This is a genomic window from Arthrobacter sp. zg-Y916 (assembly GCF_020907385.1).
Taxonomy (GTDB): domain Bacteria; phylum Actinomycetota; class Actinomycetes; order Actinomycetales; family Micrococcaceae; genus Arthrobacter_B; species Arthrobacter_B caoxuetaonis.
Window position 1 is genome coordinate 1,061,948 of record NZ_JAJJOD010000001.1, and the last position, 13,642, is coordinate 1,075,589.

The window sequence follows — 13,642 nt, forward strand, 5'->3', positions numbered from 1 at the left end:
GAGTGTCCTTTCTCAGCCGGTTGTGCGGCTGCTGAAAAGGTAAGGACAGAACGGGCCGGGACCCAGCGGCGCTGGATCCCGGCCCGGTTCGCCCGCTACTTGTTGAGCTTGATCTGGTTGAACACTTCGTCGTTGACGGGGGAGGCGGGGTAGGAATCCACGCGGTCCGAGAAGGCGAGCGACGGCGCCGGGTGTGCCAGCGGTACCGCCGGGACGAACTTGGCGATGTCGTCGTTGATCTTCTCGTACATCGGGGTCTGCTCCTCGAGGCTGCTCACCTGGCGTGCTGCCTCGAGCTGTTCGAAGATCTCCGGGTTGGAGAAGCCGAATTCGGGCTTCTCCTGGCCGAAGAACACTCCCACGAAGTTGTCGGTGTCGTTGTAGTCGCCGGTCCAGCCCAGCAGGTGGATGCCGTGATCTTCAGTGGCCTGCACACGGTCAAGGTAGTCCGGGGACCACTTGCTCGGCTGCGGGTTGACGGTGATGCCCACTTCCTCCAGCTGTGCGGAAATGTTGGAGAACACCTGCTCGGGAGTCGGCATGTACGGGCGGGAGACACCGGTGGGGTAGTTGAAGTCCACCGTGAAGCCGTCCGGGTAACCGGCTTCGGCGAGCAGTTCCTTGGCCTTCTCGGGGTCGTACTCGTACGTGGTGACGTCTTCGTTGTAGCCGTTGACGACGTCGGGAATGAACTGCGTTGCAACCTTGGTGCCTTCGGGAAGGGTCTGGTTGACCAGCGCTTCCTTGTCGATCGCGTGGGCGATCGCCTGCCGGACCAGCGGGTCGGCAAGCTGCTCGACCTTCTGGTTCATGCCCAGGTAGAGGATGGTGAAGGGATCACGCGGAATGACCTTGAAGCCGGCGTCGGCCAGCGCCTGGGTATCTGCCGGGGCCACCAGGTCATAACCGTCAATGTCACCGGACTGCAGGGACTGGCGGCGGGAGTTGGGATCATCGATGACGCGGAAGATGATGTCCGTGACCTGTCCCTGCTCGCCCCAGTAATCCTCGTTGGCGGAAAGCTTGATCTGGTTGCCGACTTCCCAGCCCTCGAACTTGAAGGGGCCGGTGCCGGTCGGGTGCGACTTGGCGTATTCGGTCAGTTCCGGTGCCTCAGCGGTGCCGGAGGCATCGTTAGCGGCGAACTCTTCCATGGCGGCGGGGCTCTGCATGGAGAAGGCCGGAAGGGACAGTGCCGCTATGAAGCCGGCGAACGGCTTCGCCAGGGTCACGACGGCTTCGTTCTCGCCGGTAGCTTCGCAGGACTCGTACGTGGCGTTTTCAGGGGTGTCAGCGAAGCCCTTGAACAGCTTGCTGTAGTAGTAGGCCTGGCTTTCGGCCTGCTGGATGCCCGTGAAGTTGTACCAGCGGTCGAAGTTCGCGCAGACGGCCTCGCCGTTGAACGGAGTGCCGTCGTGGAAGGTGACGCCTTCTTCGAGGGCGAAGGTGTAGGTCAGGGCGTCCTCGGAGGTCTCCCAGGACTTGGCGAGCAGCGGCGCCGGATCGGCGGTTCCGGGTTCGACGCCGACAAGGCCTTCGAAGATCTGGCGGCTGACGCGGAAGGATTCGCCGTCGGAGGCGAAGGCCGGATCCAGGGTCTTGGGGTCCGAGGATGCGGCGAAGACGAACGTGCCGTCCACCTCAGAGGCAGTGGCGCCGTCGTCTGCGGCATCGCGGTTGCTTTCGGCGCAGCCGGAGAGCACAAGAGCGCTCATGGCCAGGCCGGCAGTCAGGGCGGCTGCCCGTCGCCGGGCAGACCGGCTGAGAGTGAATCTGCCAGCAAGGGTCATTGTTCTATCTCCTCTGGGGCGGTGAGTATCGCTGCGGCCGGTCGGACCGCAGCGCACGTTTGTGTCGTGCAACACAAAACCATGGTCAGAGCCTACTGGCACACCGCGCATGCTTTGGGACGCTAAGCATGCTGGGCCCGGTCACAATTCGGTTACGTGCGCGGCCGGGCACTCCGAAGTGAATCGATGGACATAGGGGGCACGGCCGCCGTAGCTTCGAAAGGTGAGTCCGTCTCCATTTGCACACCGCCCGGCGGGAACCGCGCCTGCCCTCGCGCTGGCTGCGGGAGCGATCCTGGGCGCAGCTGCAGCCGGAGCAGGTGCATTGGTCCGAAGGATGCTCCGCCACCCGGTGATCAGCAGGGTCCGGCGCCCCGCAGATCCGGCAAAAGGATCCAGCAGTTCTGCGGAAGCCGTCACTGCTGTCAAGGAGGCGGAAGGAGAAGCGCTTCCAGGGTGGAAGGACGGGCCCGCAGGCGGAGGCAGGGAAACGGTCGAGGTGATCACACTGGACGCGGGTGTGAGTAGTTCGCCAAGAACGTGGGTAGTGCATGACGGGCCTGAATGGCGGGGCCTGCCGGGGGAGCTGGTGGTACCTGCCGATGACCCGCGCCGCAGGCCCGGACCTGACGCAGTGTGAGACGCCTCTCAAAGCGGCCCGGATTTCGCTTTTGCCGAAAACAGCTGGTAGAGTTTCATGTCGTTGCGGACGCTTCAAACGCCGAAATTCCGGCCGTCGAAACCTCCAAGACTGCCAGCACCTCTAGCTCAATTGGCAGAGCAATTGACTCTTAATCAATGGGTTCCGGGTTCAAGTCCCGGGGGGTGCACAGACAAGGTCCGCTGCTACCGTCCGGGAGCAGCGGGCCTTTTTTGCATCCCTTGCGGGCTGTTCGTGGCGGGGCGAAAAAGCTGGTAGAGTAACTTGTCGTTGCTGATCGGCCGGGGGAAACATGACCCAGGCAGGGATGCACACCGCCAAGCACCTCTAGCTCAATTGGCAGAGCAATTGACTCTTAATCAATGGGTTCCGGGTTCAAGTCCCGGGGGGTGCACCAGCGAGGTCCGGAAAGCCCTGATGATACAGGGATTCCGGACCTTTTTGCTTTCCTGGGCCTTTGCGGCAGGAAGGCCTGCGCACGGCGAGAGCAGTCGTTCGGCACGGCCATCTCCGGCTGCCCGGGTGGCAGAATGCTCCCGCTGTATACGGCGGTCCCCAGGAAACCGAGTGCCGCAAAGTCTGACCATGGCCCACACCCAATCGATGGTGACGGGCATCCAGTGCCCGCGGCTGCGCGCTGGGGCGAGCCGCCGCTATGTATGAGCTCCGGAAAGCGCCGCGTAAGGCGCCTGACAAAATGGCCTCGCATCCCGTTAGTACCTTGCAGCTGCCCGGATGCCTCTTACATGTTCCATGGGCGGGAGGCCTGCGGGTCACTTGTGACGCGGCCGAAGCGAATTCAGATCATCTGCGCCTAATCATTGCGAATCGATAGAACTGGCCTGTACAGTCCAGTACAGCATCGATAAAGTGCCTTCCCTGGGCGGAGCAGCCCTCGTACAAGGAGTTTCAATGAAGAAGCCTCGTAGTATCGTTTTCGCTGGCGCGGTGTTCACCGTCGGACTGTTCGCCCTTTCTGGTTGCGCCGGAGCTGCCTCGACGGCCGATGCGCCCTCTGAGTCCGCGGACGCGAAGGGGGAGATTGCGTTCTTTTCGCCGTCGGCTCAGATCGACGTGGTTAGCGCGCTCGCCGCAGGAGTAACTGAGGAAATGGAGGCGCAGGGGTACACGGTAGTTGTTCATGACGCGAACTTCGACCCCGTTAAGCAGGCGCAGCAAATCCAGCAGGCGCTCGACACTCGAAGCATAGTCGGTGCGTGGGTTTTTCCAGTAGCCCCTGAAGCTGCGGCTCAAAGCGTGGAGGCGCTTCAAAGCGCCGGCATCCCCGCGGTCATCGAAGGGCCGCCGATGTCACTCGGCTTCGAAGGTCCGCAGCCAGGCATAGCCTTTGACACCCCTAGCTTCGTTAAGTACGGTACTGCGATCGGTGAGGCAGCGGCGAGCTGCGCAGTCCAGGATGGACACGAAGCCTTGTTCCTGTCGCCGCCTGATTCCGCTGGCGGGTCTGCTGCCGTGAACGAGGCAATCTATGCTTCATTTGCCGCTGGTGCCCCCGACGTGGAGATCGTCGGAACTGCGGAGGGAGCGGACCTTGCCAGTGCGCAGACCGCGGTCTCACAGCTTCTCATCGCTCATCCCGACGCGGACGTCATTATCGCGGCGAGTGACGAGACTGCACTCGGCGCGGTTGGTGCCTTTAAGGCCGCGAACAAGACGCCCGCGTGCATCGTCGCCGGTGGAGGCGGCGAAGGCGGCATGGCTGCATATGAGGCTGGTGACATCACTGCAATCATCAGTTGGGACTACACCTCCGCCATCGCCGAGGCAGCAGAGGACCTCATCAGGCTGATGTCCGACCCCACCTCTGTAGGCGGGATCATCGAGACTCCTGTCAAGGCTTCGGGCGGCAACTGAGAATGGCGCGCGTTATCGGCACGGAAACCGTTCATCAGGTTTCCCCCAGTACGAGCTTGCCGTGGAAGGTCCGCGGGCTGCTTTTGGTCCGTGACCAAGGGCTCATTGCACTCTGGGTCGGGATTATAGTCATCTTCAGTTTCTGGGGTGCCCCTCACTTCCTGTCGCTTCCAACAGCCGTTTCGGTACTCAACGCTGCTGCAATCGCCGGGATTTATGCTGCGGGTGTTGCCGTGGGAGTGATGACCGGAGTGCTGGACCTTTCCGTTCCGGGTACGGCCGCATTTGCCGGCGTCGTCACCGGTACCCTCTTGACGCAGGGATCACCGACCTGGCTGGCGGTTGCGGCCGGGCTGTTGGCGGGGCTCGTCGTCGGTGTAGTCAACGCGCTGGTCGTACTGCGTGGGTTTAATCCACTGATCGTAACGATCGCCATGCTCAGCGTCCTAAGTGGTGCTGCGCTGCTCCTGGCGAACGGCTCCAATATCTCCGGGCTGACCCAGCTCGTGTTCATGGGGACGCAGACCTACTTCGGCATTCCTGCCCCGGTGTACATTTCGGTCGGCGTCTTTGTGGTGCTCACTGTCTTTCTCAAGTACACCCGGGGCGGCGTTCGGCTGTTGGCAGTGGGCGGCGGCGCCGAAGCGGCCCGTCGCGTCGGAATCGCAGTAAACCAGTACCGCATTCTGGGGTTTGTCATCTCGGGAGTGTGCGCAGCGCTTGGAGGAATCGTGACCGCTGCATACATCACGACGGCGGTTCCGAGCGCGAGCGTCGGCACGGTCTTCACAGCGATGACCGCTGTCGCTCTCGCCGGGGTTCCCTTTGTCGGTGGGCGGGGAAGCCTGCCCCGGGTGGGGCTCGGTGCCGTCGTGGTAGCCACGATATCGGCTGGGCTCCTGCTCGCGAAGGTTCCCGCCGACTGGTCCTCTGTCGCCACGGGCATATTGCTCGTCGGGGGACTCGGGCTCAACATGTGGACAACAAACACCACGTCAAAGCTCCTTGTAGCCAACAACGGCGAAGGCATGAAAGGTGGGCTCAGATGAGCGGTGCGGCGTTTGAACTGAAGAATATTAATGTCCACTACGGCTACGCACGGGCGCTTGAGCAGGTCTCACTTGTGGTCCGCCCCGGAGAGGTCGTCGCGCTCCTGGGGGACAATGGGGCAGGTAAATCAACGTTGCTCAAGGTCATGTCCGGAGCACACGTGCCCACCGCGGGGGAACTGTTTGTGTCCGGTGAGCGGGTGCATTTCAAATCCCCGCGCGATGCCTCCGCCTCCGGTGTCCAGATGGTGTACCAGGACCTGGCGTTGGTAGAAGCGATGGACATTGCCGGAAATCTGATGTTGGGGCGCGAGCGTCTGATGCATGGACCGCTGGGCTGGCTCGGCTTCTTGGACCGAAAGGCCATGCGCAGAGAATCACAGCGTGAGCTCGATGCGCTGGGAGTGCGAACAGCGCCGGTGACAAGGTCAGTGGAGATGCTCTCCGGTGGCCAGCGGCAGGTCATCGCGATTGCTCGTTCGAGTGCCCGGTTGCCGGAACATGGGGTTCTGCTTATGGACGAGCCCACTGCGGCGCTCGGCCACGAGCAGACTGAGCTCGTTGAGTCGCTCATCCGAACCCTCGCCGCACGGGGCGTCTCGATCGTGGTCGTCACCCACAACCTTCCGCTCGCTTCCGCAGTCTCAGACCGTATCGTCGTCCTGAACCGCGGTCGGAAAGTAGCGGATGTGCCGACGGGGGAGACCGATAAGGACACCGTGGTGGGGTGGATCACCGGCGCCAGCGTTCAAGCGGGTGTGCTCCAACACTGAACACCGCCAGCCGCAGAAGGTGGGGCAGGGCCACTTGGCCCGGCCCCGCCTTCCGTTTTTCCAGCAGGACTGCACCTTGACGGTCCGGGATTGATCAGTCCCGGACCGTCAAGGTTTGTTTTCGCTACTTTTGAGCAGCCTTGTCCTGCAGTCCGCCGGCGAACATGCTGAACGGTGGCTGGCCGAGGAGGCGCCGGCCGCTGATCTCGGCGAGGGACTCCAGGCGCATTGCGCCGTGGGAGAGGATCACGGCGGCGTCACGGGAGTATCGCTGAAGCGGGCTGGAGAGTGCCATTCCGGAGGAGCCCGTAATGCGCAGGATGAGGTCTATTGCGTCCTTCGCGAGCTGGCCCGCGAAAGCCAGGCTGGTGCATCCTTGTGCTTCCTCATCACCGGTATAGTCCTCGCCGCGTACCGCGAGGTGGTCGATTTCGTCCGCGTACTGCAGCACCGTCGCCTTTGCCGCGTCAATGAGTGCTCTGGCCTTGCCGGCGGCAACCTGGCTCGAGGCCATCTCGGCAATGCTGGCGTAGGGCGGGCTGAACGGCTTCCGCGCGGGGGCTAGCTGGCGAAACACATCCAACGCGCCCTCCGCCATACCAACGAGAGCGGCCATGTTCACAACCGTGGCTGTCATCATGGAGGCGCGGGTCTTCGCCTGGTACGCAAGGCCGCTGAACCGGGCAGCGGCGCTATCCATGTGCATCGGGAGCTCGGCCATGTCAACGAACCGGTGGTCAGGCACGAACACCGGCTCAATTGTCACAATCGAATTCGAATCAGAGGCCGCCATTCCCGCCACCTGCCAATCATCAAGCCGCTTTATGTCGGCCGGATCCATCATGATCAGGGCATGCCCGCTCTTGTCACCGTCAACCCAGGCAGCACCGCCGAACAGCCAGGCGGCGTCATGGTTCCCTGATACATAGGTCCACTTGCCTTCGACCATCCACCCTCCCTCAGCCCGAGTGGCAGTGCCGGTTACCGCCGCGAAGGTGGAACCGCCGGCTGCGAGTGGTCCGGAGTGACCGTCCAGCCGGCTGTACAGTTCATTGACTAAACGCTCGGGGAGTGTGCTCACCATACGAAGGCTGGTGCCAACAAAGAATGTCCAGCTTGCGGAGGCGTCACCCTTGCCGAGCGCGCCCGCGATCTCCGCGATGTCGCGGGCACCCAGCGCATAGCCGCCGTACTCAAGCGGGGCGCACGCGCGGTATAGACCGAGATCCGTAAACGCTTCGATGATCCCGCTGTCCAGCCGGCCACGCTTCTCTGCTTCCGGGGCCAGATCGCGAATACGCTGCTGCAGACCCTGTACGCCGGCCGCGATCCGCCTCCCTTCCGGGCTGAGGTACCTGGAGGCCGCCGCATCCAACGGTGTCATCCGGTCGACGGGGGGACCAGGCATACGCCCCTCGTGGAGGCCAGTACCAGCAGGGTTGATCGTGTCAGTCATGGTCATCTCCGTCGATGTTCTGGTAAGTTGCTGTACTGTACCGCACAGTACCAGACGGGTAAGGCCGGTACACTGGACTTCTCGATCCAGGCGATAAGGTGGGTAGATTCCTCAATGCCTTCAACAGTGCGCATTGGCGGCAGTTGAAGTTCGAGCAAAGGAAGCGTGAATGCCCCGGAAAAAACGAAGTGGTCGCAGCAAGCGCGACATAGTCCTGGATGCAGCCGTTGAGCTGCTGTTGGTCAACGGATATGACGGTACGTCCATGGATGCGGTTGCCGCGCTCGCGGGGGTGTCCAAGACGACCGTTTACGCGCACTTTGCAGACAAACTCGAGCTGTTCAAAGCTGTATTGCATTACGGTGCCAGGGAGTTGGGGCAGCACCTGTCTGAGCTGAAAGAGCGCGATGCTTTATCTGAGGGGTCGGCGGAGGACCGTCTGGTGTCCGCGTTGATCGCCGCCAGCCAGGCCGGGTCAGGGTCCCAGGCCATCGCCTATTTCCGGGTGATGATCGCCGAAGCAAACCGGCGTCGGGAAATCCTAGACGCATTCGGTACTTTTGCGGCGGAGATGCCGGAGGTATCGGACATCGTCAGCATCATCGCGGACCTGCTCGTTGATTACGGTTCGGAGTGCGGCTTCACTCTCGATCGGCCAGATGCCCACGCCGCCATGCTCCTGCGCATGACAGCATCCGGCATTGAGTTCGATCAGCTGATCTCGGATTTTCAGCTTTCGGACGAGCTGCTTGAGTCGCACGTGGAATACATCACGCGAGTGTTCCTGCGAGGCCTCCGGCCGACGGCCAGCGAGCCTGCCGTGGCTTTGCCTCCAGGGTACGACTATCCCTGGGGCCCTGCATTGGCCTGACTTCCGAGGTGCGAAAGGCACGGCCTGGAAGGATAGGGTTGTGTCGATTCCCGATTTAGGAGGACTGCGGTGGTCAAGGCGCAGGATGAGCCCGGGCGGCGCACCAGACTCTCGGCTGCGCGGCAGACAGAGATCCTGGCCGCGGCCGTTGAGCTGCTTGAAGAGGTTGGATACGAGAATCTGACGATGGCCGCGGTGGCCAAGCGCGCCAGATGCAGCACGGCGACCATATATCGCCAGTGGCAGGGCAAACCCGGCCTGGTTATGGCCGCGCTTCGGTCTTATTCCTCGATCGCCCAGCCTGCCGACAAGGACACGGGTACACTCTCTGGTGATCTTGCTGCCATCATGGACGACCTCGGGCAGGTCGCGGAGTCGGAGATGGCGCTCCTGGCAGCCCTCGCTCACGCGTCCATGAAGGACCCGATGCTCGCTGAGACGATGCGCAAACAGCTCTCCGCTCCTGCAGGATCGCCGCTGGACCGGGCGATCGACCGCGCCGTTGTTCGAGGCGAGATCACCGTTGACGAGGTGACGCGCCGGTATTGCCACCACGTCTTCCTTTCAATCCCGCTCGCCCGGCATCTGGTCGAGGGCTCGTTCCCTGATCCCGCGTATTTGAAGGGATTTGTGGAGACGATCCTGCTTCCTGTGCTTGCGCCCCGCGGAGGGCTCCGCTAGCTGTCCGGAGAGAAGGCATTTCCTGCAGGCAATCTGAAAAGCCGCGAAGTGAAGAGGGACCAGTTCAAACTGAGCTGGTCCCTCTTTTTTGGGGTTGATGGGTTGGCCCCGGTGTTCGCGGAGAACTCGTCCCGGTGTCCGCGCAGGGCCCGCGTATGTGCCACGAAAATTCGACGCGCGGAAAAGGGTTGTGCATGGCTGAATGTGGCGTTAGTCTCACTTCTAGGTGAACGAAACGATGTCGTTTCGATAATGGGCGGCCCTTCATTGCTTCGTCCGCGATGTCCGCGTCCTCAGCTCACCTCGAACAAGGAGACAGCGCATGAGTGGATTTTCGATCGTCAACGGGATCGCAGAAATTACCGATCCTGCGATCTATGAGAACTGGCTCGACAATGAGGAGTTCAAAGCGGCGGTAGCTGCTGATTCCTCGCCGGAACGCAACGCGGTCAAGCGCCTGCTCATAGACTTCGAAGCCGACCTGGCCCGCATGGTCCGTGACGACCGGGTGCAGGAACAGGTGGTTGAGGTGATGACGAAGTACGCTGCCTGGGATTACGTTCAGCACGATCCGAACGCAGCCGGTAACGGCCTTGAGAAGCTCATTGAACACTTCCGGAATGTGCCGGTCGTCGGCGAGGTTTCGCCGCCGGTAGTGAGCGTCATCCTTGACGGCGAGGTCGCGTGCCTCATGATGCGAAAACCTGTCCCGGATCCAGTCGTGCCGGACACGACCTACGAGTGGAACATCCTCACCGTTTTCCGGGTGCACAACGGAAAGCTGGCGGAGCACTGGAGCACGTTCCGCAAAGCGGTCCCCGGCCGGGATCCGCTGGGGGACTGACCGTGCCGAAACTGCAGATCATTGTCGGCAGCACCCGCCCCGGCCGCCTCGCCGGGCCCATTGCCAAGTGGGTCTTCGAGAAGACAGCCGCGGATGGGCGGTTCGACGTCGAGCTCGTCGACATCGCGGAGTACGGTCTGCCCGTCCTCGACGAACGGCACCACCCCGTCCTCGGACGCTACGAGAATGAGCACACTCAGCGCTGGGCCGCCAAGATCCAGGAAGCGGACGCGTTCATCTTCGTCTCACCGGAATACAACTACGGGCCATCCGCTGCCCTGCTGAATGCGTTCGACTATCTCGGGCGCGAATGGATGTATGCCCCAGTGGCGTTCGTCAGCTACGGCGGCATCGCAGGAGGCCTCCGGGCAGTCCAGGTCATGAAACAGATTGTCACGACTGTTCGGATGATGCCCCTGCCGGACGGCGTCGCGCTGCCGCTCGTTATGCAGAACTTTGAGGCCGGCGAGTTCGTGCCGCCGCCTTCCGCTCAGAGGGCCGTCGCACCGATGCTCGCGGAACTGCTGCGGTGGACGCAGGTGCTGGGCCCGCTGCGTGCCGAAGGTCCGCCGCCGCCCACGCTGCCTCCGGGACCCCCGGCGCCTCGCTCCTGATCACGGAAACCTCACAGAAGAAACTGGATCCCGCAATGACATCACACACAATCCCGCCCGCAGGCATCCCCAACGGAGAACCGATCCTGCGGGACGGTCTTCCTGCCGCCCGGGCGAAGTTTCCCGAATCGCCGTACCTCAGTGATGAGGGACGCCGAATGCGGGACGAGATCGTCCAGCTCCTCCCGTCGCTGCGCGAACAGGCCGCCGAGGGGGAAGCGCTCGGCGCACTCACTCCCGCGACTCTGGAGGCGGTGAATGGCGTCGGTGCCTTCAAGATCACAATCCCCACGGAGTTGGGCGGCTACGCACTCGGGGCCCGCGATACTGCGGAGGTCGTGCGAACACTCGGCCAAGGCGATGCAGCAGCCGCCTGGCTGGTAATCGTCTCCAGCGCCACCCGGAACATCCTTGGATTCGATGTGAAGGTCCGTGACGAAGTATTTGCGGGAATCGATGACTGGGTCGGTCCGCTCGTGTTCGGTGCGACGGTCTTTGCTCCAAAAGTCGGCGACGGGCGCAAGGTGGCGGGAGGCTACCAGGTGAAGGGGAAGTGGTCGTTCGGCAGCGGCAGCAAGCACGCTGCCTGGGGCTCGGTCGGTTTCGAGTATGAAGACCCGGCGAGCGGCGAGCGGCGACGTGCAATGGGGGTCCTGTCCAGGGACCAGTACGCGATCGTAGACGACTGGCATGTCATGGGCCTCCAGGCGACAAACTCGAACAGTATCCGGGCGGACGAGGAGACCTTCGTCCCCGACTACCGCGTCGTCCACACCGCGGACCTTCCGCGTCTGAGCGATTCTCTTCGAGGCGCCTACTCGGGGCTGGGCTTCAAACACGGCGCGTTCGGCATGATGATCGGCAGCAGCGGCGCATTCGCGGCGTTGGCCATCGGAATCGCACAGGGGGCACTTGACTCGTTCCTGGCTCAGGCTGCCAAGCGTCCGCCCTTCAACCTGCCCTACCCGGCGATGTCGGAGATGGCCTCGATCCAGGTGGTCGCCGGTAAAGCGCGTGCGGTCATCAATGCAGCGGAGGCGGTCCTCGCCCGGCACATGGACGAGGCCGATCGGCGGGCGCTCGCAGGCGAGGACTATCTCCCGTCTGAAGAACCCGAAATCACGATGGATCTCGTCCACCTGATCCACCAGTGCCTCCACACAGTGGACGGGCTCCTCCTCGCTCTGGGATCGTCGGCGGTTTCCCTCTCCAATCCGATCCAGCGCGCGGTCCGGGACATCCACGTCCTGGCGACTCATGGGGCATTCCGCATCGATCCGATGGCTGAGATCAATGGCCGGGCGATGTTCGGCCTTTCCCCGTTTCCGATGATGGCGGCTATCAGTTCGCCCGTCACTGCTCCGGAGAACGTGCGTCCTCCGGCAGCCCCGCCGCACCCGTAAGGCCGTGCCCGCGTGTTCGCCCGCCGGGCCCCCCAGAACCGAAAGGCGCCAACGTCAACGTCGACGTAGGCGAGTACCGACCACAAGGAGCTCCGATGCAAAAAGACAATCCTGTTGTGCCGGCGGCGAGCTTTCCGCCTCCTGCACCGTTGCTCGACGGTGCAGCAAAAATCAGCTTTAGACAATACGCACTCGAGTTCATGAAGGCCCCTGGCCGGGCTAAGGCGGCGCTTATCGGCAGTCTCCTGCTGGTCGCCGTGAGTCCTGCGGCCCTGGCTGCGATGACCCCCTTTATTGTTCCGGCCTACGCGATGAGCACAGGTACGCGGCCGCAGGACGGGATCCTTCTGTTCGTCAGCATTCCGCTGCTCGTCGGACCATTGTTCCTTCCCTTCCTCGGACGCTGGGTCGACCGCCACGGCGCCCGGACGGTCGCTTTGCCGTCCATCATTCTCTATGCGGTTTTTATGGCCCTGGTTCCGGTCGCCGGCACCACCACATGGCTGCTCGGTGTGCTGCTTACCCTCACGGCAATCTGTGGCTTCAGTGCGAGCCTGGGTGTGGTGTTCAAAGTCATCTCCGGGTGGTTCCCGGCGCATCGCGGCATTGGTTTCGGCCTCATTGGCGTGACATCCGGTATGATCGCGGCAATTTCGTCGCCTCTGTTTCAATGGCTTATTAACGGAAACGCGGCGACCTCCGCTCCGCCGGCGGCAGGGGAGATGCCCGCGGGTGCCGAACCCCCTGCCGATGCCGGGAGTGCTGGTCTGATTCCACCCGGTGAAGCGGGCGGTGCGCCTCTTCCCACCGTCGACCCCGGGGTCTTCGCGGGGCTTGGCTGGGACGGCACCTACCTCGTTACCGCCATCGCGGTCGCCGTCATCGGAATCCCCACCGTGCTCTGGCTCATCTCCGAGCCCAAGGTCACTGCCCACGTTCCTCTGCCCAAGGCAGTCGACGCTTCTCTTCCGGGGGTGCCGTTCCGGAAGGCGATTTTGACGCGACCGTGGATTCTGCTCATCCTCTTCCTTGTCCTCGCTGGGACCGGGCCGATCGCGATGCGTCAGAACGCAGTGGATTTCTTCGGCCAGTCCGGTGTCAATCCCGCCGCCGTCTCGGTCTCGCTTTCAGTACTCGCCAGCACGTCAATCATTGGACTGCTTGCCGGGGGCACCACTCTTGACCGCACACGTCGCCCCTGGGTCGTAGCCCTGCTTCTCCTCGGCGCACCGGTAGGTCTCCTGCTCGCACTCGGTAACGGTGGTTCCCTGGTGCTTGTCTATCTCTCTATGGGACTGCTCGGCATCATCGCGGGCGTGGAGTCGGCCCTGGGCCCGGCGCTGATCGCCAAGTATTTCGGGATGAAGTCCTTCGCGGCACTCCAAGGCATGACGCTCGCGGTTACGGGTGTTGCGCTTGCGGCGTCCCCGTACCTCTTCAGTGCGCTTCAGGCAGCTACGGGAAGCTACGCCGCGCCGATGCTCGTACTCGTTGTGCTGGGCGTCATCGCGGTAGCGTGCGCCGCCCTTCTGCCGAAATACCCCCCTGCATGGGCGAATCCGGAACTGCTCGACGAGACCGCGGCGACTCCACCGAGCCGGGCCGTCTAGTTCCCATCCGGCGGC

The 13,642-nt window shown here is 62.9% G+C and carries 11 protein-coding genes and 2 tRNA genes; 11 read left to right on the forward strand and 2 right to left on the reverse strand.

The window, feature by feature from the left end:
- Positions 1 to 95 precede the first annotated feature (95 nt).
- A complete protein-coding gene (locus LOC59_RS05035; protein ID WP_423721309.1) occupies positions 96 to 1,790 on the reverse strand; it encodes an ABC transporter substrate-binding protein in 1,695 nt (564 codons plus the stop codon).
- Positions 1,791 to 2,547: 757 nt separating this feature from the next.
- Here LOC59_RS05035 and LOC59_RS05040 point away from each other — a divergent pair.
- From LOC59_RS05040 to LOC59_RS05060, 5 genes are all read left to right on the forward strand, one after another.
- Positions 2,548 to 2,620, forward strand: a tRNA-Lys gene (locus LOC59_RS05040).
- A 152-nt stretch (positions 2,621 to 2,772) separates the two neighbouring features.
- A tRNA-Lys gene (locus LOC59_RS05045) sits at positions 2,773 to 2,848 on the forward strand.
- A 515-nt stretch (positions 2,849 to 3,363) separates the two neighbouring features.
- A complete protein-coding gene (locus tag LOC59_RS05050) occupies positions 3,364 to 4,326 on the forward strand; it encodes a sugar ABC transporter substrate-binding protein (protein ID WP_227894703.1) in 963 nt (320 codons plus the stop codon).
- Between the two features lie 56 nt (positions 4,327 to 4,382).
- On the forward strand, positions 4,383 to 5,375 hold the full coding sequence (locus LOC59_RS05055; protein ID WP_227915329.1) for an ABC transporter permease: 993 nt from the start codon (positions 4,383 to 4,385) through the stop codon (positions 5,373 to 5,375).
- Positions 5,372 to 6,148, forward strand: a complete 777-nt coding sequence (locus LOC59_RS05060; protein ID WP_227894705.1) for an ATP-binding cassette domain-containing protein — start codon at positions 5,372 to 5,374, stop codon at positions 6,146 to 6,148. The genes LOC59_RS05055 and LOC59_RS05060 overlap by 4 nt, the downstream gene beginning before the upstream one ends.
- A gap of 124 nt (positions 6,149 to 6,272) precedes the next feature.
- Here the strand turns inward: LOC59_RS05060 and LOC59_RS05065 are convergent, their stop codons facing one another.
- Positions 6,273 to 7,556 carry an acyl-CoA dehydrogenase family protein gene (locus LOC59_RS05065; RefSeq protein WP_229970807.1) on the reverse strand — a complete coding sequence of 428 codons (1,284 nt, stop codon included), beginning with the start codon at positions 7,554 to 7,556 and terminating at the stop codon, positions 6,273 to 6,275.
- A gap of 217 nt (positions 7,557 to 7,773) precedes the next feature.
- On the opposite strand from LOC59_RS05065, the gene LOC59_RS05070 reads away from it, so the two are divergent.
- The 6 genes from LOC59_RS05070 (at position 7,774) to LOC59_RS05095 (ending at position 13,627) form a co-directional block, all read left to right on the forward strand.
- Positions 7,774 to 8,475, forward strand: a complete 702-nt coding sequence (locus LOC59_RS05070; RefSeq protein WP_227894707.1) for a TetR/AcrR family transcriptional regulator — start codon at positions 7,774 to 7,776, stop codon at positions 8,473 to 8,475.
- Between the two features lie 69 nt (positions 8,476 to 8,544).
- Complete coding sequence (locus LOC59_RS05075) at positions 8,545 to 9,156, forward strand: TetR/AcrR family transcriptional regulator (RefSeq protein ID WP_227894708.1); 612 nt, start codon at positions 8,545 to 8,547, stop codon at positions 9,154 to 9,156.
- A 322-nt stretch (positions 9,157 to 9,478) separates the two neighbouring features.
- A complete protein-coding gene (locus tag LOC59_RS05080) occupies positions 9,479 to 10,000 on the forward strand; it encodes a nuclear transport factor 2 family protein (protein ID WP_227894709.1) in 522 nt (173 codons plus the stop codon).
- Between the two features lie 2 nt (positions 10,001 to 10,002).
- Positions 10,003 to 10,614, forward strand: coding sequence for an NADPH-dependent FMN reductase (locus LOC59_RS05085; RefSeq protein WP_227894710.1), 612 nt, complete (start codon positions 10,003 to 10,005; stop codon positions 10,612 to 10,614).
- A 35-nt stretch (positions 10,615 to 10,649) separates the two neighbouring features.
- Positions 10,650 to 12,017: a hypothetical protein gene (locus LOC59_RS05090; protein ID WP_227894711.1), complete on the forward strand. Its 1,368-nt coding sequence runs from the start codon at positions 10,650 to 10,652 to the stop codon at positions 12,015 to 12,017.
- A 95-nt stretch (positions 12,018 to 12,112) separates the two neighbouring features.
- The gene (locus tag LOC59_RS05095; RefSeq protein WP_229970809.1) at positions 12,113 to 13,627 is read left to right on the forward strand and encodes an MFS transporter; all 1,515 of its coding nucleotides are present in this window, start codon (positions 12,113 to 12,115) and stop codon (positions 13,625 to 13,627) included.
- The last annotated feature ends 15 nt before the right edge of the window (positions 13,628 to 13,642 follow it).

Coding starts and splice junctions, on each gene's coding strand:
- LOC59_RS05035 (WP_423721309.1), bottom strand. CDS start 1,790: ATGACCCTTGCTGGCAGATTCACTCTCAGCCGGTCTGCCCGGCGACGG.
- LOC59_RS05050 (WP_227894703.1), top strand. CDS start 3,364: ATGAAGAAGCCTCGTAGTATCGTTTTCGCTGGCGCGGTGTTCACCGTC.
- LOC59_RS05060 (WP_227894705.1), top strand. CDS start 5,372: ATGAGCGGTGCGGCGTTTGAACTGAAGAATATTAATGTCCACTACGGC.
- LOC59_RS05065 (WP_229970807.1), bottom strand. CDS start 7,556: ATGCCTGGTCCCCCCGTCGACCGGATGACACCGTTGGATGCGGCGGCC.
- LOC59_RS05070 (WP_227894707.1), top strand. CDS start 7,774: ATGCCCCGGAAAAAACGAAGTGGTCGCAGCAAGCGCGACATAGTCCTG.
- LOC59_RS05080 (WP_227894709.1), top strand. CDS start 9,479: ATGAGTGGATTTTCGATCGTCAACGGGATCGCAGAAATTACCGATCCT.
- LOC59_RS05090 (WP_227894711.1), top strand. CDS start 10,650: ATGACATCACACACAATCCCGCCCGCAGGCATCCCCAACGGAGAACCG.
- LOC59_RS05095 (WP_229970809.1), top strand. CDS start 12,113: ATGCAAAAAGACAATCCTGTTGTGCCGGCGGCGAGCTTTCCGCCTCCT.